The organism is uncultured Photobacterium sp. (assembly GCF_947039875.1).
Taxonomy (GTDB): Bacteria; Pseudomonadota; Gammaproteobacteria; order Enterobacterales; family Vibrionaceae; genus Photobacterium.
The window spans coordinates 15,041-35,039 of the sequence record NZ_CAMRAN010000034.1 but is presented as its reverse complement, the minus strand read 5'-3'; the positions used below and the strand labels follow the sequence as shown (position 1 = coordinate 35,039).

At 40.3% G+C, this 19,999-nt stretch carries 20 protein-coding genes and 1 CRISPR repeat array; of the genes, 18 read left to right on the top strand and 2 right to left on the bottom strand.

What is annotated here, in order from left to right:
- Positions 1–10 precede the first annotated feature (10 nt).
- Complete coding sequence (gene csy3, locus Q0V26_RS12525; RefSeq protein ID WP_297481971.1) at positions 11–1,009, top strand: type I-F CRISPR-associated protein Csy3; 999 nt, start codon at positions 11–13, stop codon at positions 1,007–1,009.
- Positions 1,010–1,014: 5 nt separating this feature from the next.
- Positions 1,015–1,569, top strand: a complete 555-nt coding sequence (gene cas6f, locus Q0V26_RS12520; protein WP_297481970.1) for a type I-F CRISPR-associated endoribonuclease Cas6/Csy4 — start codon at positions 1,015–1,017, stop codon at positions 1,567–1,569.
- Positions 1,570–1,748: 179 nt separating this feature from the next.
- A CRISPR array of direct repeats spans positions 1,749–3,578; the repeat unit is 28 nt; unit sequence GTTCACTGCCGCACAGGCAGCTTAGAAA.
- Positions 3,579–3,701: 123 nt separating this feature from the next.
- On the opposite strand, the gene Q0V26_RS12515 is transcribed toward cas6f, so the two are convergent.
- Entirely contained in the window at positions 3,702–3,881 is a 180-nt protein-coding gene (locus Q0V26_RS12515; protein ID WP_297481969.1) for a hypothetical protein, read from the bottom strand.
- Between the two features lie 243 nt (positions 3,882–4,124).
- Positions 4,125–4,556 carry a hypothetical protein gene (locus Q0V26_RS12510; RefSeq protein ID WP_297481968.1) on the bottom strand — a complete coding sequence of 144 codons (432 nt, stop codon included), beginning with the start codon at positions 4,554–4,556 and terminating at the stop codon, positions 4,125–4,127.
- 428 nt (positions 4,557–4,984) lie between these two features.
- Here Q0V26_RS12510 and Q0V26_RS12505 point away from each other — a divergent pair, with 428 nt between their 5' ends.
- From Q0V26_RS12505 to Q0V26_RS12430, 16 genes are all read left to right on the top strand, one after another.
- Positions 4,985–7,060, top strand: coding sequence for a TonB-dependent siderophore receptor (locus tag Q0V26_RS12505; RefSeq protein ID WP_297481967.1), 2,076 nt, complete (start codon positions 4,985–4,987; stop codon positions 7,058–7,060).
- A gap of 182 nt (positions 7,061–7,242) precedes the next feature.
- Entirely contained in the window at positions 7,243–8,016 is a 774-nt protein-coding gene (locus Q0V26_RS12500) for a DUF3450 domain-containing protein (RefSeq protein ID WP_107275490.1), read from the top strand.
- A 1-nt stretch (position 8,017) separates the two neighbouring features.
- Positions 8,018–9,385, top strand: a complete 1,368-nt coding sequence (locus tag Q0V26_RS12495) for a MotA/TolQ/ExbB proton channel family protein (RefSeq protein ID WP_297481966.1) — start codon at positions 8,018–8,020, stop codon at positions 9,383–9,385.
- The gene (locus Q0V26_RS12490; protein WP_297481965.1) at positions 9,385–9,918 is read left to right on the top strand and encodes a MotA/TolQ/ExbB proton channel family protein; all 534 of its coding nucleotides are present in this window, start codon (positions 9,385–9,387) and stop codon (positions 9,916–9,918) included. Before Q0V26_RS12495 ends, Q0V26_RS12490 begins: the two co-directional genes overlap by 1 nt.
- Positions 9,915–10,319, top strand: coding sequence for a biopolymer transporter ExbD (locus tag Q0V26_RS12485; protein ID WP_297481964.1), 405 nt, complete (start codon positions 9,915–9,917; stop codon positions 10,317–10,319). The genes Q0V26_RS12490 and Q0V26_RS12485 overlap by 4 nt, the downstream gene beginning before the upstream one ends.
- Positions 10,319–10,969 (top strand): energy transducer TonB, encoded by a 651-nt coding sequence (locus Q0V26_RS12480; RefSeq protein WP_297481963.1) that lies wholly within the window; start codon positions 10,319–10,321, stop codon positions 10,967–10,969. Before Q0V26_RS12485 ends, Q0V26_RS12480 begins: the two co-directional genes overlap by 1 nt.
- Positions 10,969–12,156: a hypothetical protein gene (locus tag Q0V26_RS12475; RefSeq protein ID WP_297481962.1), complete on the top strand. Its 1,188-nt coding sequence runs from the start codon at positions 10,969–10,971 to the stop codon at positions 12,154–12,156. The genes Q0V26_RS12480 and Q0V26_RS12475 overlap by 1 nt, the downstream gene beginning before the upstream one ends.
- A gap of 273 nt (positions 12,157–12,429) precedes the next feature.
- Positions 12,430–14,079 carry a phosphoethanolamine--lipid A transferase gene (locus tag Q0V26_RS12470; RefSeq protein ID WP_297481961.1) on the top strand — a complete coding sequence of 550 codons (1,650 nt, stop codon included), beginning with the start codon at positions 12,430–12,432 and terminating at the stop codon, positions 14,077–14,079.
- A 250-nt stretch (positions 14,080–14,329) separates the two neighbouring features.
- Positions 14,330–14,959, top strand: a complete 630-nt coding sequence (locus Q0V26_RS12465) for a PepSY-associated TM helix domain-containing protein (protein ID WP_297481960.1) — start codon at positions 14,330–14,332, stop codon at positions 14,957–14,959.
- Positions 14,960–14,996: 37 nt separating this feature from the next.
- A complete protein-coding gene (locus Q0V26_RS12460) occupies positions 14,997–15,521 on the top strand; it encodes a DUF2271 domain-containing protein (protein WP_080155899.1) in 525 nt (174 codons plus the stop codon).
- A gap of 14 nt (positions 15,522–15,535) precedes the next feature.
- Positions 15,536–16,369: a DUF4198 domain-containing protein gene (locus Q0V26_RS12455; RefSeq protein ID WP_297481959.1), complete on the top strand. Its 834-nt coding sequence runs from the start codon at positions 15,536–15,538 to the stop codon at positions 16,367–16,369.
- Between the two features lie 98 nt (positions 16,370–16,467).
- Positions 16,468–16,791 carry a hypothetical protein gene (locus Q0V26_RS12450; RefSeq protein ID WP_080155901.1) on the top strand — a complete coding sequence of 108 codons (324 nt, stop codon included), beginning with the start codon at positions 16,468–16,470 and terminating at the stop codon, positions 16,789–16,791.
- Entirely contained in the window at positions 16,788–17,372 is a 585-nt protein-coding gene (locus Q0V26_RS12445) for a hypothetical protein (protein WP_080155902.1), read from the top strand. Before Q0V26_RS12450 ends, Q0V26_RS12445 begins: the two co-directional genes overlap by 4 nt.
- Positions 17,373–17,441: 69 nt before the next feature.
- Positions 17,442–18,350, top strand: a complete 909-nt coding sequence (locus Q0V26_RS12440) for a zinc ABC transporter substrate-binding protein (RefSeq protein ID WP_297481958.1) — start codon at positions 17,442–17,444, stop codon at positions 18,348–18,350.
- Positions 18,347–19,102, top strand: a complete 756-nt coding sequence (locus tag Q0V26_RS12435; protein ID WP_080155904.1) for a metal ABC transporter ATP-binding protein — start codon at positions 18,347–18,349, stop codon at positions 19,100–19,102. The genes Q0V26_RS12440 and Q0V26_RS12435 overlap by 4 nt, the downstream gene beginning before the upstream one ends.
- Complete coding sequence (locus Q0V26_RS12430; RefSeq protein WP_297481957.1) at positions 19,102–19,977, top strand: metal ABC transporter permease; 876 nt, start codon at positions 19,102–19,104, stop codon at positions 19,975–19,977. Before Q0V26_RS12435 ends, Q0V26_RS12430 begins: the two co-directional genes overlap by 1 nt.
- Positions 19,978–19,999 lie beyond the last annotated feature (22 nt).

Genomic DNA, 19,999 nt, shown 5'->3' with positions numbered 1-19,999 from the left:
GATGTATACAATGACAACGAAGTTAACCACACCATCAGTATTAGCTTTTGAAGGCAAATTGGCTTGCTCAGATGCCGTAATGGCAGCGGGTAATTGGAATGAAATAGCCACTAGCGCCAATTGGCAGCCTATCGTCGTTAATGAGAAATCAGTACGCGGTACGATCTCTAATCGTATGAAAGGGCCTAAAGCGAATGATCCGGCTAAATTAGATGCTGAAATTCAAAAGGCAAATTTACAAACGGTAGATAATGCTGCGTTACCGTTTGATTGCGATACGCTTAAATTAACCTTTACGTTGCGTGTGCTTGGCGATTTAAATGTGCCTTCTACGTGTAATAGCCCTGATTACCAAGCGGCATTAAGTCAATTGATTAAAGGCTATGTTACTGAGCATGGGTTTAAAGAATTAGCAACACGTTATGCTACTAATCTCGTTAATGGTCGTTTTTTATGGCGTAACCGCGTTGGGGCAGAAAATGTAATGGTGACAGTACAGCACCATGACCAACAGTGGACGTTTGACAGTTTAGATTACAGCCTACGTCAATTTACTGTTGCAAAAGGTGATTTAGCGGCATTATCAGCGGTGATTGAGCAAGGTTTATTAGGCGAAAAAGCAACCTTATTAACCGTGACTGCTTTTGTACAATTAGGTCATGGTCAAACAGTATTCCCATCTCAAGAATTAGTCATGAATACGGGCTCTGGTGATAAGAGTAAGTATCTGTATCAACTAAATGGTCAAGCGGCAATGCACTCTCAAAAAATTGGTAATGCATTACGCACCATTGATACATGGCATCCTGAAACAGAAGAAGTTGGACCGATTGCCGTTGAACCTTATGGCTCGGTCACTAATCGCGGTAAAGCGTACCGTCAGCCTAAAGAAAAAACAGATTTCTATAACTTATTAGATAACTGGTTATTAAAAGATAAAGCGCCTGAATTAGAGCAACAACATTATGTGATGGCGATGTTGGTGCGCGGCGGTGTATTTGGAGAATAGCGATTATGTTGTATTATATTGATATTCAAGTGCTGCCAGATTTAGAAACCTCTGCGCCCGTATTAATGAATAACTTATTTGCAAAATTACATCGCCAATTAGCCACGGCAGGTAATGGTGTTGTGGGGATCAGTTTTCCTGATTCGTATAAAACATTAGGTGATACGCTACGTTTACATGGTTCTCAAGCTGCACTTGAACAAATGATGGCGAATACTTGGCTGAAAGGGCTAAGAGATTACACGCATGTAACGACTATTACAGAAATTCCGAGTGACATCAAAGGCTATCAGACTGTCAAACGCGTGCAGACTAAAAGTGCCAATAATAAGCGTAAGCGTTCAATTGCTAAAGGTTGGATCAGTGCTGATGAAGCGATTCATGTGATTCCAGATACAGCCGAGCGTAAGTTAACGTTGCCTTATGTTCAAATTCAGAGCTTATCTAATCAGAATGTTATGCGAGTATTTATTGAACATAGCAAGGTAGTTAGTGATGCAACGGACGGTGTATTTAGTAGCTATGGATTAAGTGCCACCGCAACGATCCCTGTATTTTAAGTGCTGTTTTAATCGTAATAGCAATAATGGGTTAGATGAGTATTCATTTAACCCTTTTTTTTAGTCTTTATTAGTTTTATTTAAAATCAATAACTTACAAGTGTAAAATAAAAAAGGGGTAAAAGAGGTTTTTTGGGTTTTATTTAAACTAAACAATCGCTTATTATAGCTAAGCTTCAGTTCACTGCCGCACAGGCAGCTTAGAAATGCACGAAGTTAACTAACATCTTAGTCATAAAGTTCACTGCCGCACAGGCAGCTTAGAAAAATAGGCCCTGGCAAAACCGAGGATAATAGACGTTCACTGCCGCACAGGCAGCTTAGAAACCCTTAAATCAACGACTAATTGTGTGCCGTATTGTTCACTGCCGCACAGGCAGCTTAGAAATGCTCCATACTCCAATGCAGCGCGAGGGTCATAGTTCACTGCCGCACAGGCAGCTTAGAAATTCATGGCACTTTGGTATAACGCCATTATAAAGTTCACTGCCGCACAGGCAGCTTAGAAATATCCAAAGCAAATCCTTTTATTGGTCGCTCAGTTCACTGCCGCACAGGCAGCTTAGAAAAACACCACTAAACGGTTTACCAATGTCTAAACGTTCACTGCCGCACAGGCAGCTTAGAAAGAAACATCACTAGTCGCCTGAAGCAGATCACCGTTCACTGCCGCACAGGCAGCTTAGAAAAGGATACGTTATCTCTCTCGGTATGTGTTAATGTTCACTGCCGCACAGGCAGCTTAGAAAATTCATCCACGCTTTGAAATTTATATCTTGGCGTTCACTGCCGCACAGGCAGCTTAGAAATATGATATTCCCCCAACATCAAAAGCCGCTATGTTCACTGCCGCACAGGCAGCTTAGAAACTCAACAATCAAGTCATTATCATCGTTATTAGGTTCACTGCCGCACAGGCAGCTTAGAAAACACCAGATTCTAAGGCGGCCACTGATGCAGAGTTCACTGCCGCACAGGCAGCTTAGAAAAAAGCTGGTCTCGTCGATCAAGTAATTGCAACGTTCACTGCCGCACAGGCAGCTTAGAAAGTTAATGTGATCAACCTCAAGCCCATCAATAAGTTCACTGCCGCACAGGCAGCTTAGAAATGTTCAGGACATAGAATTTAACTTTGTTCTATGTTCACTGCCGCACAGGCAGCTTAGAAAAAGCTGGCGGAAATAATTTAGTGCAGACTGTCGTTCACTGCCGCACAGGCAGCTTAGAAAGTACCATCAGATACAACTAGAACACCCGGTAAGTTCACTGCCGCACAGGCAGCTTAGAAATGACTTTAATATTAGCAACACCCAAAATCCGGGTTCACTGCCGCACAGGCAGCTTAGAAAATGATAGAACTTGAGGCCCCGCGACCATCAAGGTTCACTGCCGCACAGGCAGCTTAGAAAGTGATAATGATCCGCATCGACAACAAGATCAGGTTCACTGCCGCACAGGCAGCTTAGAAAACAGATTACAAGCTGTTAATATGTGTTGTGCTGTTCACTGCCGCACAGGCAGCTTAGAAAATCACTTTGAGTCAGTGCAACACAGGAATCATGTTCACTGCCGCACAGGCAGCTTAGAAACAGCATTTTGGGACATCGTGCGATCTTGAGAGGTTCACTGCCGCACAGGCAGCTTAGAAAAGATATAGATACATAATATTTTTATGATCTATGTTCACTGCCGCACAGGCAGCTTAGAAATGATAATAGGTATTGATCTATCATCTATTGATGTTCACTGCCGCACAGGCAGCTTAGAAACGGAGCTTATTGATAGATCACTAACCGAAAGCGTTCACTGCCGCACAGGCAGCTTAGAAAGTTCCTATCACAATGGATATGCTTATGAATTCGTTCACTGCCGCACAGGCAGCTTAGAAACCCTGTCGCTTGTGAGCCAGCTATTACAGCTTGTTCACTGCCGCACAGGCAGCTTAATAACATTCAATGCGCTTGGCTTTGAGCTTGTAAATGTTAACTACCGTACTGGTAGACTATTAAATAGGAAGGGCACAACGATAATGATAGATTGAATAGGGATGTTTGAAGCGGTTAGATTTACATCAAAAGGTTAACCATAAAGTCCACCATTCGCTGGACTTTATGTTGTTAGTTACATGCTGTTTACTGATTATTCTCATGTTCAAATTCGATCCACGCTTTTTCTAATTCAATGAGACTGGCTGTGATTTTAGCTTTGTCTTGTTTTTGAATGATTAATTGTCGAACGTGCTCTTGCTGTATAAAAATATGCTGACGTTTATTGTCTACAAAGTAGTTTCTTAATCCTTTTGCCTGATCCATATACTGATGTCCAATATAAAACGGTGTATATTAAAATAGTACATTTATTATGGTTATTCTCAAGTGTTTGATAGGCTGAATGGATAGTTTATGGGTTTATTTGCTTATGGCGTATCAAGTTTGAAACAGGTTATGCCATTATATAAAGGGGAAGGGATGTGACAAATTATGCTAATTTTATAGATTGGGTCGGCTAGAGAAGAAATACCCGCCATTAAAGCTTAATAACGGGTATAGATATCGCTATCGAATAACGTTTTTGAAGTGCTTCTTACGTGTAAATAAGAAGTCTACATCTGGCGGGAAGTCTTTATTGTTTTTAGCATGTGTCATCATGTCAAAGACTTTAAATTCCGCTAAGACAGCAAAAGGGTAAGGGACAAATTCACCTTCGCCATTTGCTTGTAAAGTAGGATCGTAATACTTACCATCTTTAAAAATAATCGCTTGGTCAATGATTGTTGCTTCATTACAGCGATAACCTAAAACATAGCGATCACCACGACAGTAAATCACATTCATATAACTGTTATAGAATGTTTCATCTTCAGTGGTTGTACAGGTCGCTAATACCTCAGGATCCATTGCCTCTACCGTTACAATACGGACTTTCTCGGCAATAAAATTGCGTTCTTCTAGTTGTTGGTGAATAGCTTCAAGACTTAATTGAGTCACTTTTAATACCGCAGAAATCAATAAAAACGGCCGAATTATACGCCCGTTTGTTCTGAATGTCTTCGAAAAAACAGTATTGAGTACGGAATAATTGTGTGTTCTAGGGCGCGCAATCCTTTCTAATTTGAGAATAGATTGTAATTATTGATAACGAATTGATTATCAGTTGTATTTGTTGACAAAAAATTTACGAATGCAAAGAATGTAAATTTAATGCAAATGGTAATGGTTATCACTTATATTCCTGTTTGCGGTCTGGCTGCAGTGGCACAGATGCCAAGCAATCAAATCACCTTAAAGGTGGGTAGGTTCAGATACTGAGTATCTTCAAAAGCTAGCTGTTGTTAGTTTCTCAAGATGCAGTAATGAAGAACACCCATCTACATTGGTTTTATTCTCAAAGATACGGTAATTGGAGATAACGGAATATGTTTTCTAAAAGTCAGCTAACACTATTGATTGGTGCAGTATTATCAGCGCCGATTGCTCATGCAGAAATCACAGATACCGATGAGCATATGGTGGTCACCGGGCGTGATTATGGCTATAAGGCTGACACGAATTCGACTGCAATGCGAATGGAGATGACTCAGCTAGAAACTCCAGGACAAGTTGCCGTTATCGATGAGAAGTTAATTGATGAGCAACGTGCAAGTACCTTAGGTGAAGTTTTACAGAATGACGCAAGTATTTCAGCGGGTGGCACCAGTCGTAACCGTGAGCGTTTTTCTTTACGTGGTTTTGAACTCGGCAGTAGTAGTGGTTTCTTACGTGATGGCCACCAGCATTGGTCGCATTACCGCCAACCGGTTGAGTTATTAGAGCGTGTTGAAGTGATGAAAGGCCCTGCAGGTTTGCTTTATGGGCAATCAGCACCCGGTGGCTTGGTTAACATGGTATCTAAAAAGCCCACTTACGACACGCAAATGAATTTCAGCCAAGATGTGGGTTCCAATAATCATACCCGTAGTGTGTTAGATGTCAGTGGTTCGCTAAATGCTGATCAAACATTACGTGGACGCGTGGTATTAGCGAAAGAAGACTACGACTCATGGCGTAAGTTCAGTGATGGTTCAACGCCATCAACAGATCGCTTTGTTGGCGGTATGTTCCTTGATTATGATGTTAACGATAACGTGACGGTGTCACTGCATTATGATCGTACTCAAGATAAGGGCAGTGTGGATTCAGGCGCTTATATTGTCGATGGTAAGCCAGTTATGGGCCGTGATCATGTGTGGGACGCACAATGGTCTGAAATTGATAATGATGTACAGAATGTTGGCTTTGATGTTAAAGCGCAATTGAATGATACATGGGCATTGAATACTGGTTTTAATTACCAAGATTTTGTTCGTAACGATAAAGAAAGTTACCCTAGTTTTAGTAATTTTGAAGAAAATGGCACCATTAAACAAGGTGGTAGTGATCGCCATGATGAATGGGCATTTAAAACCGCTTACACCGATTTTGTGGGTGAGTTTGATACGCTAGGCATGCAACATCAGCTATTAGTTGGTGCGAACTGGTTAGGTTATAGCTACGACCGTTTCCAGCGTTCATTTGATTCAGTCGATGTTAAGCCAGGTCAAACAACACCTACACCAGTATATTCAAATAAAGACCCAAAAGTGTCTAATTCTTCATATGATGCATGGGGTTTCTATGCGCAAGATATGATCACCTTGAATGATAACTGGCAAGTGCTGGCTGGCATCCGTTTTGATCGCCAAGTGAAGAGTGGCATTGCTGAAGAAGCAGTATCACCTAAATTAGCGGCAATTTATCACCCTGCAGAGAATGGCTCTATTTACTTAGCTTATTCTGAAAGTTTTGAGCCTCAAGGTGTGGTGTCTTCTGATTACACCAATGCGGGAGATAACCTTGATCCGTTACGTGGTAAGCAATATGAGCTTGGCACCAAGTGGGAATTATTAAATAAACGTTTATTTGCAACAGCGGCAGTATTTAATATTACGCAAGAAAATTCAAAGATTGCTGTTGGACCTGATAATAATCAAACACTAACTCAAGCGGGTGAACGGGTACATAATGGTGTCGAGTTTGCGTTACAAGGTAACATTACTGATAAACTAAGCATGAATGCTTCTGCTATGTACCTTGATGCGGAATACACTAAAGATCAGAATTATGAAGGTAATCGTCCTGTTGATGTGCCTGAGTTTGCAGCAAGTGTGTGGTCAACCTATAACGTAACACCTGCGACGGATGTAAACCTAGGCGTTATCTACGAAGGCTCACGTTTTGGTGATGCGGCGAATACCTTTAAGAAAGATGGTTATACCCGTGTTGATGTGGGTGTCGCTCATACTTATAAATATGACGATAAATTGGATATCATTGGTCGTGTAAATGTAGAGAATTTATTTGATACTGATTATATGGCGGGTGGCGGTTCAACCAGCAAAGACTATGTGGGCGCAACAGGTGTAACCCTGGGTGAAGGGCGTAACTTTATGGCAACCATTGAGTTTAAGTATTAATAAGTAAGTTGAATATTTAAGGGGGAGTCTTAACTTCCCCTTGTTGCGATCTGAATGTGGTGGTCTATAAACTGTTAATCATAATAGTTATTGTTTATAGTTCGCCAACTTTGCGGTGCTTTTTATTTTTAACACCACTTTTTTGTTTTTTGGTTATTACAGATAACGATTGATTGAATATTATGAATTTTATTAAAACGAGCCTGGCTATTGTTATTCTCAGTATTACTTCTGGAGCGCATGCTTCTAGTCTTGATAATGCACGTTCGATTGAAAATAGTACTAATACTGCATCAGCAGTGAGTCAGAATAAAATAGACAAAAGTGCAGATTCAGTCTTAGCAATGAAAGCCAGTATGGAACAGCTGCAAGAAGAAGTGAAAAACTTAACGGTTTATCATGATCACCTTGCGCGATTGGTAAAAAATCAAGCGCAAGAAGTGACGTCTATTGATCAACAAATCACTGACATTAAGCAAACCCGTCAAGGTGTGGTGCCATTGATGTACCAAATGATTGATGGCTTGAAGACCATTGTTGAGCACGATAAGCCGATTAAACGTCAAGCGCGTTTGGTGCGAGTGGGTAAACTTGAAACCATGATGTCACAAGCCGATATTAGCGATGCTGAAAAATTCCGTCGTATTTTAGAAGCTTATCAAATTGAAATGGATTACGGCACCAAGCTTGCTGCTTATCAAGCAAAAATAACCCTTGCTGATAACAAAACCCTCGAAGTGAATGTGTTGCATTTAGGTCGCATTGCTTTGGTTGCCCGTAGTTTAAATGGTAGCCATTACTGGAGCTGGAATACAGCCGCGAAACAATGGCAGCCTGTTGACGCAAGTGAGGGGACAAATATCGATAAAGCATTTGCGATTGCTGATAACCAAGCTGCACCAAGTTTAATTACCTTACCTGTTTCAGGTGTATCAACTAGCGTAGAGAGTAAATAACATGAAATTAAAAACGTTAGTTGCCGCATTATGTATCGCAAGTTTGCCATTGACCGCAAATGCAGAATCTGTAGTAAAGCAAGCACAACAAGAGCATAGCCAACAGGCTCAGCATAATGTTCAACGTGAAGCGGGCTTTAATAGCACTCATCATAATATTAAAGCGCAATACAATGCGTTATTAGCTGAACGTAATAAATTAAAGGCTGCTACAGAAGTATTAAGTACAACTTTTAGTGCTAATGAACAACGTTTAGCGACGTTAGAACAACAATTACGGCTAGAAAGTGGCAGCTTAGGCGAGTTATTTGGTGTGGTACGTCAAACCGCCAAAGAAGTACAAGCTGAACAACAACATGCTGTAACCGCGATTGATAACAGCCAAGATAACGCCGTTGTGAATGAGATTGTTGCTGCGAAAGTCTTGCCATCAATGGTGCAATTGCAAGGTTTATGGCAAGCAATGACTGATCAGATCGTTGCGAGCGGACAAATTGCGAAAGTCACCGTGCCATACATTAACGGTGATGGTGAGCAAAGTGATATTCAGGCATTGCGTTTAGGCAGTATTGGCTTAGTGGGTGATAACGGCTATCTCAATTGGGATGGCAGCCAACACGTGGCAATGGCGTATTTACAGCAACCTGAACATGCACCGACATTGGCTGATTACGATCAACTAATATCAACAGGTAATGACATGCTGGTGGTCGATCCTTCACGTGGGGTGATGCTAGAGCAATTAGCACAGGCACCGACATTAATGGATCGTCTGCAAGCAGGTGGTGCGGTTGGCAAAATCATTCTATTACTACTGGCTATTGGTGCTGGTATTGCGATTTTCCGTGGTGTGAAATTAGCCATTATTCGTCAACAAATCAAAGCACAGCTAAAGCAACCTTCTAAGCCGGGCAATAATCCACTGGGTCATATTCTAGCGGTTTATAACAAAGAGCAAAGCCGCAGCGTTGAAGCGTTAGAATTGCGTTTATTAGAAACGATTGTTGATGAACAACAAGGGCTAGAAAAAGGCCTGTCAATGCTGAAACTGTTTGCTGCATTAGCGCCGATGTTAGGTTTGCTAGGTACAGTAACAGGTATGATTGAAACCTTCCAAGTGATCACTCAGTTTGGTAATGGCGATCCAAAAGTCATGGCGGGCGGTATCTCAATGGCATTGGTAACTACCGTTCTTGGCTTAGTGGCGGCAATGCCATTGCTATTGGCGCATAACATTTTAAGTTCGCAAGCTGAAAATATTCGTATGACCCTTGAAAAACAAGGTATTAGCTTAGTGGCGGAACAAGCCGAGAAAAATGACCAAAGCGGTATCAAAAATTCTGGCATGACAACTGAACAGGCCGCCTAATGGATAGCAGCGTATTACAAACGTGGTGGTTATCACTGTCGCATTTTATGGCACAAGGCGGTGTGATTTTATGGTGGTTAGCCGCTGTGGTTGCGGTGTTGTGGTTATTGGTGTTTGAACGGGTTATTTACCTTGTGTTTTACTTTCCACAACAACAGCAACAATGGATAACATTATGGGCAACACGTGCTGATCATCAATCTTGGTATGCTCATGCAATTCGAGATGGCTGGTTGAGTGATGCTAAAATAGCATTAAACAAAAACCTTAATTTTATTAAAGTGTTAGTCGCTATTTGTCCCATGTTAGGTTTACTTGGCACGGTTACGGGTATGATTTCAGTGTTTGATGTAATGGCAACCCAAGGCAGTAGCCAGCCTCGATTAATGGCGTCAGGAATTTCACTGGCGACATTACCAACTATGGCGGGCATGGTGGCAGCACTAGCGGGGATGTTTATTCATGCTCGATTGGCAAAAGCGTGTCAAATGCGTGAGTTAAAATTAGAAAAATCATTAAGGAGTCAGCAATGAGACTCAGTCGTCGCTCGTCAGTGCGTGAAGATGCACAAATAGATTTAACCTCGATGTTAGATATCGTTTTCATCATGTTGATTTTCTTTATTGTTACTAGTTCTTTTGTGCGTGAATCAGGGATTGAAGTGAATCGCCCGCAAGCAAGCCATGTGGTTAGCCAAAAAGATGCGGGTATTTTTGTCGCTATTACCGCAGCAAATGATATTTATATTGATAAGCGAGTTGTTGATGCCGAACGTGTGCAAGCAACACTTGAGCACATGTTAACAGAACAACCTGATGCCGCATTAGTGATTCAAGCTGATGAACATGCTTATAACGGTACGGTCGTTAAGGTGATGGATGCTGCAAAAGGTGCAGGGGTGAAGAATATTGCTTTGGCGGCGGAGAAAAACTAATGATGCGCATATTAATGGCGTTGCCATTGGCGCTCGCGGTGGCTTTAGGTCTGTTTACGCTGATGGCATGGATGGTCGATAACGGTAATCATCAACCTCAAGATAATGCACCGCCGTTAGCGTTTAATATGGTGATGGTTGAACACGAACAAGCGCCACAGCGTCGTCAGCGTGTTGCTCCACCACCGCCAGAAACGCCAACGCCACCACCTGAAGCGCAACCGTCGCAGTCACAAGCGGCAACATCAACGACGATGCCAATGGCGTCAATTCCTAGCTTAGGTTTAGATACGTCTATTCATGGTTTAGCGGTTAACGCGCCTAAATTTACTGATTTCAGTAGTGCAGCAGCAATAGGTGACGGATTAGGTAAATCTCAACAAGCGATGCCTCTTTATCGCGTTGAGCCGCGTTATCCATCTCGAGCTTTACGTCAAGGTAAAGAAGGGTATGTGGTGCTTAAATTCACCATTGATACTCAAGGTCGACCAATCGATATTGCTGTTATGGATGCCAAGCCTCGTCGTTTATTTGATAAGGAAGCCATTCGTGCATTACGTAAGTGGAAGTACCAACCACAAGTCGTTAATGGCACGGCTATGGCACAACAAGGGCAGACAGTACGTCTTGAATTTAGGTTGAATCAATAATGAAAAAGATTGCTTTTATTGTCGCGTTAACCTTATCGGCCTCACTGCCATTATCAAATGCTTATGCAAGTGGTGGTCAGTTATCACAAGCGACAGCCAACAAGGTACAACGCGCTAATGACTTACAATTAAATGATAAGCTTACTCAAGCCATTGGACTGTTAGTTGAAATGAACCCACGTTCTGCCTACGATAAAGCGTATGTGCAACGAATGCTGGGGGTGTTTTATTGGCAGCAAGGGAAACAGTCACAAGCTATTTCTTTGTTAACAAAAGCAGTAAACAGTGGTTTGTTGCATGATGATCAAGCATGGACGACTGAACGCATGTTGGCTGATGTTTTGTTATCAGAAGCTAAATATAGCCAGGCGCTACCGCATTATTATAAGTTGACTAAAAATATTCCTGCTAAGCAAAAAGGGGATGAATTGTGGCTTCGGATTGCTCAAGCGCATTACCAGCAAGCACAATGGCAGCAAGTTTTAACAGCGATGAAGCATTATGATGGTTATCGTCTTAAAGACGCAATGTCACCGTTATCGATTAAGCTTGGGGCACAGTTACAACTTAAACAGTGGCAAGGTGCTTCGGCAACATTGAATCGTTTAATCGCACTTGAACCAAATAAGTTAATTTGGTGGCAGCAATTAGCCAGTATTCAAATGCGAACAGGTAAAAATGCTGATGCATTAGCGACATTAAAGTTAGCAAAATACCAAGGGGTGGCACTGAGTCAGCAAGATCTTAAAGTATTAGCGCAATTATATGCTCAGCGTGGTATTCCAGAACGTGCAGCGGAACAAATAGCCGCATTGAAAGATGCCAATAGTGATAAGACGTTATTAATTGAACAAGCTAATTACTGGCAAATGGCACGTGAATGGAATAAAGCTATCGCATTGTGGGCAGTAGTAGCGAATAAAGATAACCATTATCGCTGGCAGTTATCACAATTGCTATTGCAAGAAGGACATTATCAACGAGCACTAACTGAGCTTAATCGTGTTAAACGTAAAGATAAACGCGCTGACGTTGAATTAGCAAAGGTACGTATTTATTACAAATTGAATAAATTCGATCAAGCCATTATTCATGCTAAGCAAGCAAATAACATTCAGGCATCGTCTGCCGCCAAAAGTTGGATTAAATATTTAGGCCAGATGCGAAAGATGGATGTAAGCGCTTAATAGCTAGTGCAATAAACTAATAAGGTATTATTTTATAAAAGCGAGTTATTAAGCTCGCTTTTTTTATATAGAACAGAAGCTTCTTTCTCATAAATAGCATTAACTCTTCAATAAATATACACGCAAAGCATAGTTATTTAGTGCTACTATTTATATAGGTATATAGGTATATAGGTATATAGGTATATAGGTATATAGGTATATAGTATACTTGTGCGCATAAAAATCGTCATCGGCTGACATTTCGTTGTGTTATTATTTTAGGTTAGATAAATGAAGCGTTCTTCTTCTATTTTTAATAAAGAATTAAATTATAATATATTGGTTTTTTTAATTGCTATATATTTTGGGATTGTCTTAAATATTCCACTATGGCAAAAGTTTTATGAAATACTATCAAAACTAGAAATCGTGAGTGTGGGTTTTATAATATCACTGCCTATCTTTCTTATTGCTGCGCTTAACATTATTTTTCAACTTTTAGCGTGGCCTTATATTGGGCGTTTATTGTTTAGTGTTCTTACCTTTATTTCAGCTATAATAGCTTATGCATCCTATCATTATGGGATTATTTTTGATTATGGAATGATGGAGAATATATTTGAAACCAATAGTGGTGAGGCACTTTCTTATCTAAGTTTATCTGGTTTTATAACTATTTTCATTCTTGGTATTATTCCTTGTTTATTTATTATAGCTATAAAGGTAAAGAAGCAATCTTTTATTAAAACATTTGTAATATATAAAATAATATCCATTGTTGCATCTATTATTGTTATTGTATTAATTGCTGCCTTCTTCTACAAAGACTATGCGTCTGTAGGGCGTAATAATAAATATCTTAATCGAGTAATTAACCCGTCATATGTTTATACTGGTATTAAATATATTGATCGAACTTATTTAACTAAACCTATCCCTTATCAACACATTGGCACTGATGCTAAGTTGGTAACGGCAACAACATCTAATGGTAAACCGACGTTGTTTGTGTTTGTTCTTGGTGAAACCGCACGCTCTCAAAATTATCAAGCAAATGGCTATGAGCGCCCAACGAATCGATATACTCAGCCTGATAATATGATTTCATTTAAAAATGTATCATCTTGTGGCACCGCTACAGCAGTCTCTGTTCCTTGTATGTTCTCTGCAATGAATCGCAGTAACTATAAAAAAGCGATTGCCTATAACCAAGATACATTTATTGACATTCTGCATCGCGCTGGCATTTCGATGTTGTGGAAAGAAAACGATGGCGGAGATAAAGGCGCAGGTGATCATATTCAAAAAATAACCTTGAACCATAGTGCTGAAGATCCGTTATGTGATGGTGAATCATGTCTTGATATGGCGTTATTGAATAATTTTGATCAAGACATCGCGAATATGAAGGGTAGCAAGTTTATTACGCTACATATTATGGGAAGTCATGGGCCAACGTATTATAAGCGTTACCCCAAAGACCGTGCATTTTTTAAACCTGATTGTCAGCGGGCTGATATTGAAAATTGTACTAAAGAACAAATAGTAAATAGTTATGACAATACAATTTTGTATACCGATTATATGATCAGTCAATTGATCCAAAAGTTAAAAGATTACAGTGATAAATATAATACAGCATTATTTTATATTTCAGATCATGGTGAATCACTAGGTGAGGGCGGTTTATATTTACATAGTACACCTTATAGTTTAGCGCCTAAATACCAAACAACAGTGCCAATGATGATGTGGTTCTCTAAAGGTTTTTCTCAAGATCGTGGGTTAAATCTCACTTGTCTTAAGAATCTGGCGACTAACGCGAAACAAGGAGATTATTCACAAGATAATGTCTTTAGTTCCATGTTAGGTATTATGAATGTGAAGACGTCTGTTTATAAACCGAAGCAAGATATTTTCCGTCAATGTCGTACTAATTAGACAGTTTATATGGATCAACGTTAAATATTACCCCTAATGATCTTTTATTAGGGGTTTATTTTTTTATAGCCTTTATTATCCTCGCACCTCGCACCTCGCACCTCGCACCTCGCACCTCGCACCTCGCACCTCGCACCTCTATTTCGTAACGCGTTTCTAACCAACGTAAACAATGTAAATTGAATGCCAATAAGAACGATTATCAATTAAATTATCATTATTCCAGTTACTCTTATGCATGATGTTAGTGATGGTGTTAAAAAATAAAGCCGTGCAACTATGGGCGCGACGTTTACATATTTATATTTCAATGGCACTACTGCTGGTGGTGTTATTTTTTGCTATCACAGGCATTACATTAAATCGACCGCATCTTTTTGTTAGCCAATCACCAAATGTGGTTGAGCAACAACTTGTAATTCCCAATAAGTTATTAGCGTCAGAAAAAGGGCCTTTTGCACCAAATCGTTCTGCATTAATAGCATATCTTGCCAAGCATGGTGAGGTTCGTGGAACACCGTCAGCTATAGATATTTTTACAGATATCGATGGTGATGAGTTAGTCGAAGGTGAAATTTCACTGGATTATAAAGGCCCTGGTTATAACGCCACGGTATTTATTGATATGACAACCGCACAAGCCACTATTGAAAGTACCCATTATGGTGTGATTGCAGTGCTTAATGATCTCCATAAAGGGCGTAATAGTGGTGAGGTTTGGCGCTGGTTTATTGATATTACTGCAGTATTAATGGTGTTGTTTGTTTTAACTGGCGTGTGCTTGTTGATCCCAAAAAAGAAAACTTTTCGTACTTCATTGAAATGGATGGGGTTGGGCTCTGTGGTGAGTTTACTGATTTATATTGTTGCTGTGCCATAAGCCAGTATTTGATTGTCGATTTTATTGAAGGTTCATTATGACCGTGTTTCACATCATCAAAAAACCATTATTGGTCGCGTTATTGTTAACACCATTGGCCAGTGCAATAGCTAAACCCGTACCGGAAGCAGCACAACTAGAAGTGAATTTTGCGCTACCGGCTATTGATACCACCATGTATGCCCGTCCTTATGTTGCGGTTTGGATCGAAGATCAACAGCGTAAACCCGTACGTACAGTGCAGTTATGGGTCGGTAAAGATGAGTGGTTAAAAGATTTACGCAGCTGGTGGCGAAAAGTCGGTCGTTATGATCGTGAGTTAGTTGATGCGGTAACGTCAGCCACCCGTCCTGCTGGTGAATATAAATTTGTCTGGGATGGTTTAAATGATAAAGGCCAACGTGTTGAACAAGGTAATTACATTTTCTACGTTGAAGTTGTGCGTGAACATGGTGGTCGCAACTATTTACGACAAAAAATTGAGCTAGGCGAAAACGCGTTTAGCCATGTTATTGCACCGACAGAAGAAACAGGTGCTATTCAACTTAATTATAAACTTTGAGTAATAGTAACGTTATGAAAAATAATAAAATAAAAGCGTTTTCTCTGGCATGTGCGGTGATTGCAGGCTTAACGGTATCAGCAACAGCAAATGCACACCCTCGTTGGATATTACCTTCACATTTTACCGTATCAAAAGAGGGGGGGGATTGGTTATCTTTTGATGTTACCGCTTCACATGGCACGTTTGTTTATGATAAGCCAGCAAGTACAGAAACAGCTGAAGTGATCATGCCTGATGGGCGTAATGAGCGTCCTAATTTTACTATTCGTGGTAAACGTCGTGCTATTTTTGATTTTTATTTTGAAGAGCAAGGCACACATAAAATTCAAGTAAATCAGACGCCAGTATATTTTACTCAATACAAAGCGGGTCGTCGTGACACTGTGAAATGGATCGCAGCTAACAAAGTTGAGCGTGATGCTGTATTACCACCAAAATCACGTGACGTTGTCACTCAAGTGGGTTACACCCGTGCTGAAACATACGTAACCGTAGGTAAGCCAAGCACTAAGGCAATGGAGATTACTGGCAAATATTTAGAGTTGCTTCCGATCACTCACCCAGCCGATATTATTGAGGGTGAGCCAGTGACATTCCAATTTTACTTTAATGGTAAACCACAAGCAGGCGTTGTAGCGGAAGTAACCCGTGAAGGAACGTTATACCGTAATCATCAACAACAGATTGATGTTATCAGTGATAAAGACGGTAAGGTGACTTTCACACCTGAAATTGCGGGTCGCTATATTATGAAAGCTAACTACCGCGGTGAAGTTGCTAATAACCCAATGGTAGATACTGCTAACGTTAACGTGCATATCACTTTTGAAGCATCGCTACACTAACTATTTATCAATGTGCTGTTTCTGATCTAGATACAGCACGTTACCTTTACCCACAATGTGTAACCTACACCCACTACATGGGCAGGTTTGAGGTTGTTATGAAAAAGCAGTTACCGATGATCACGTTATCAATCTTAACGTTAGGATTATTTTCAAGTGCCGCTCATGCACATTTTCCATTAATGAGTTGTTGGTTTGAAAGCGATAAAGTGGCATGTGAAACCGGCTACAGTGATGGCAGTAAAGCAGTTGATTACAACGTTAATATGTATGATTACGATGATAATTTGATTGCTAAAGTAAACACCGATAAACGTTCTATTGCTGAATTTTCTAAACCTGAAACTGATTTCTATTTAGTGTTTGATTCCGGGCATGAAAGTCCAGTAGAAGTCGATGTTGTTGAGATTAAAGAAAAATGATCCGTCAAGCCGTATCTTCAGATAATGGCAGTAAGGAAGGGAAATGGGTTGGCGGTATTATCGTTTCTATTCTGTTACTTGCCACGGTGTTGTTACCGTATCACCAAAATAAAACAAAAATACAACCATTGGATGCTCATCAAATTGCGGTCACTGAGTTAAGTTCAGAAGAACTCGCGATGGTAGCTGAGTTGCGTTTGGCACATGAAGAAATTCGGAATTTACATCAAGATAGCCGTGAATTTGAACATCAGAATCATTGGCCAAATATGGCTGAGTTATCTGAATTATGGTTAGCGCCATTTATTGAAGATAAAAGTTGGGAGCGTAAAGGCCGTCATCAGTGGCAGCATATTAATGACGCAATTTATCAAGGTTTGCGCCGTGACAATCAGGGGGCATCTTCCGTTATTCTTAATAGCAGTCGCCCTGAACCTGATATTTGGTTGGCTCTTTCTAAACAGACAACACCACTGTTCACTAACAATGATGGTGCTTTTGAACCGCAACAATTGATTGATCAAGGTTGGACACAGATTGTGTTTAATCACGACAGTAATAAACAAGCGTTAGCGCATTAACCTCTTTTGTTTTACTTATCGTGTATTGCTTGCGGTGTATTCATTTCTTAACATTGAAGTAAAAATATTATGAAAATAGTCATTAAAACAGCATTAACAGCTGTTGCATTATTCGCAAGCTTTTCGAGTATTGCCGCTGAAAAATTAACTATCGGTATCACATTGCAGCCTTATTATAGTTACGTTAAAGCGGTCGTTGGCGATAAGGCCGATATTCTTCCTCTAGTTGATGCAGGTTTTAATCCGCATAACTATTTACCACAACCTAATGATTTACGTCGTTTAAAACAAATGGATGTAATTGTTGTAAATGGTATTGGTCACGATGACTTTGCTCTGAAAGTGATTGATGCGGCTCAACGTGATGATTTAGTGGTTATTAAAGCTAACAATGATGTGCCATTATTACCCGCAATGGGGCAATCTGTTGGTGATGGTGCTGTAAACCCACATACGTTTGTTGGTTTATCTACCACTATTCAAAAAGTTTATACGCTGGCAAATAAGTTAGCTGAACTTGATCCTGAAAATGCACGTGAATACCGTAAAAATGCCCGTGATTATGCAAAAACGTTTCGATTAATGAAGCGAAAGGCGATGTTAACACTAGGTGATTTAGATACATCAGGAATGAAAGTTGCGACAACGCATAATGCTTACGGTTATTTATTACAAGAATTTGGTGTTGATGTCGCGGCAGTGATTGAACCAGCACATGGTGTTGAACCTAGTGCGAGTCAACTGCAAGAAACCATCGAAAAAATAAAGCAATCAGGTATTGATGTATTGTTTTATGAATTAAATATGCCTAATCGTTACGTCGACACCATAGAAAAAGCAACGGGAGTGAAGTTATACCGTTTTTCACATATGACGCACGGTGAATATGAAGCGAATAAAGTAGAAATTGAGATGCAGCAAAACTTAACCACATTAGTTGAAGCAATGCAATTTGCTGTTAGTAAGGATCAAGCATGAGTTTTGGTCCTCGCATTGAGATTGCAAACCTTGAGCTGCAATACGGTGAAAACCATATTTTATCTAACATCAACCATAGTTTTGAAGCAGGGCAATGCCATGTTGTGATGGGGCCTAATGGTGGTGGGAAAACATCGTTATTACGGTCAATTTTAGGTTTAACACCGTTCAAAGGCAACGTTGATATTTTATGGAATGATGCTGCCAATAATGGTAAACCCGGCTCCGTTGGTTATGTGCCGCAAAAAGCGATGTTTGAACAAAGTTTACCGTTAACAGTGATGGATTTTATTTTATTAAATTTAACCCGTTCTCCTTTGTTTTGGCGTAAACGTCAACAAGATAAGTTGTTTGCATTAAGCCAACTAGAACGTGTCGGTATGGCCAATCGTGCTGATCGACGCATGGGGCAATTATCTGGTGGTGAACAGCAACGGGTTTTGTTTGCTCAAGCGTTATTGGATGATCCTGATTTATTAGTGCTTGATGAACCGACAACGGGCATGGATGAGCAAGGAGTTCGTTATTTAGAATCATTAATTCATGAATTTGTTGCGCAAGGAAAAACTGTATTAGCGGTTCATCATGATGTAACCGCAGTTCGACGCCTTGATGCGCAAGTACATGTGGTTAATCGTATCGTTGTTGATTCTGGTCATCACTCTGAAGTGCTGGTTCCTGAAAAAATTGAACGGTTATTTAATCATTACAGTCATGCGCCGATTGTGGCAAATCAACACGAGGTTGCGTAATGGAGTTATTACGTCATTGGGCACAATTAGGTGTTGATGCGGGTTTTCTAAGTGACAGTTTTTCATATGCGTTCATGGTTAATGCGATCGTTGCTGCGCTGTTATTAGGGCCGTTATTAGGTGGCTTAGGGACATTAGTGATCGCTAAACGGTTGGCTTTTTTCTCTGAAGCGGTCGGTCATGCGGCATTAACAGGCATTGCGCTTGGGGTGTTGTTGGGCGAGCCACCTGAAAATCCGTTTATTGGGTTATTCAGTTTTTGCATGATTTTTGCGTTATTACTCCACTTTGTCCGTAATCGAACCAATGTACCTTATGACACGCTGGTTGGCGTGTTTTTAGCGTTGGCGTTAGCGGTTGGTGCGGCATTACTGATGTATGTGGCGCGAAAAATTAATATCCATATGTTAGAAAATGTATTGTTTGGTTCAATTCTAACCGTAACCGATCAAGATTTGTGGGTATTAGCAATAAGTTGTGGGTTGATTATATTGTTATTAATACCCACTTTTAATCGAATATTGCTAACTTGTATTAGCCCTGATATTGCCCGTGTTCGTGGTTATAAAACGAATTTCTATGACTATCTGTTTGTTATTATGATAACGCTTGTCACCATTGCATCCGTTAAAATTGTGGGCGCAGTATTAGTCGGTGCCTTGTTGCTTATTCCTGGTGCAACAGCACGTTTATTGACTAAAAATATGGGTAGCTTTGTTTTGTTGTCATCGTTATTAGCGACCATAAGTTGTGTGATTGGTACTATTTTACCGATGGAGCTTAAATTACCTATTCCATCAGGAGCGGCAATTATTATTGTTGCTGCTACGTTCTTTTTAATCGCCACCTGTTACCGCATTGTTCGTAAAGGGTAGTCGCTGTATTTTGTTTAAGGAA

What these genes read in the sequence shown, in the direction of transcription:
- Q0V26_RS12435 (WP_080155904.1), top strand. Translation starts at nt 18,347, where the DNA reads ATGAGTTTTGGTCCTCGCATTGAGATTGCAAACCTTGAGCTGCAATAC.
- Q0V26_RS12465 (WP_297481960.1), top strand. Translation starts at nt 14,330, where the DNA reads ATGGTGTTAAAAAATAAAGCCGTGCAACTATGGGCGCGACGTTTACAT.
- Q0V26_RS12490 (WP_297481965.1), top strand. Translation starts at nt 9,385, where the DNA reads ATGGATAGCAGCGTATTACAAACGTGGTGGTTATCACTGTCGCATTTT.
- Q0V26_RS12460 (WP_080155899.1), top strand. Translation starts at nt 14,997, where the DNA reads ATGACCGTGTTTCACATCATCAAAAAACCATTATTGGTCGCGTTATTG.
- cas6f (WP_297481970.1), top strand. Translation starts at nt 1,015, where the DNA reads ATGTTGTATTATATTGATATTCAAGTGCTGCCAGATTTAGAAACCTCT.
- csy3 (WP_297481971.1), top strand. Translation starts at nt 11, where the DNA reads ATGACAACGAAGTTAACCACACCATCAGTATTAGCTTTTGAAGGCAAA.
- Q0V26_RS12430 (WP_297481957.1), top strand. Translation starts at nt 19,102, where the DNA reads ATGGAGTTATTACGTCATTGGGCACAATTAGGTGTTGATGCGGGTTTT.
- Q0V26_RS12450 (WP_080155901.1), top strand. Translation starts at nt 16,468, where the DNA reads ATGAAAAAGCAGTTACCGATGATCACGTTATCAATCTTAACGTTAGGA.
- Q0V26_RS12445 (WP_080155902.1), top strand. Translation starts at nt 16,788, where the DNA reads ATGATCCGTCAAGCCGTATCTTCAGATAATGGCAGTAAGGAAGGGAAA.
- Q0V26_RS12480 (WP_297481963.1), top strand. Translation starts at nt 10,319, where the DNA reads ATGATGCGCATATTAATGGCGTTGCCATTGGCGCTCGCGGTGGCTTTA.
- Q0V26_RS12440 (WP_297481958.1), top strand. Translation starts at nt 17,442, where the DNA reads ATGAAAATAGTCATTAAAACAGCATTAACAGCTGTTGCATTATTCGCA.
- Q0V26_RS12470 (WP_297481961.1), top strand. Translation starts at nt 12,430, where the DNA reads ATGAAGCGTTCTTCTTCTATTTTTAATAAAGAATTAAATTATAATATA.
- Q0V26_RS12475 (WP_297481962.1), top strand. Translation starts at nt 10,969, where the DNA reads ATGAAAAAGATTGCTTTTATTGTCGCGTTAACCTTATCGGCCTCACTG.
- Q0V26_RS12500 (WP_107275490.1), top strand. Translation starts at nt 7,243, where the DNA reads ATGAATTTTATTAAAACGAGCCTGGCTATTGTTATTCTCAGTATTACT.
- Q0V26_RS12455 (WP_297481959.1), top strand. Translation starts at nt 15,536, where the DNA reads ATGAAAAATAATAAAATAAAAGCGTTTTCTCTGGCATGTGCGGTGATT.
- Q0V26_RS12505 (WP_297481967.1), top strand. Translation starts at nt 4,985, where the DNA reads ATGTTTTCTAAAAGTCAGCTAACACTATTGATTGGTGCAGTATTATCA.
- Q0V26_RS12515 (WP_297481969.1), bottom strand. Translation starts at nt 3,881, where the DNA reads ATGGATCAGGCAAAAGGATTAAGAAACTACTTTGTAGACAATAAACGT.
- Q0V26_RS12495 (WP_297481966.1), top strand. Translation starts at nt 8,018, where the DNA reads ATGAAATTAAAAACGTTAGTTGCCGCATTATGTATCGCAAGTTTGCCA.
- Q0V26_RS12485 (WP_297481964.1), top strand. Translation starts at nt 9,915, where the DNA reads ATGAGACTCAGTCGTCGCTCGTCAGTGCGTGAAGATGCACAAATAGAT.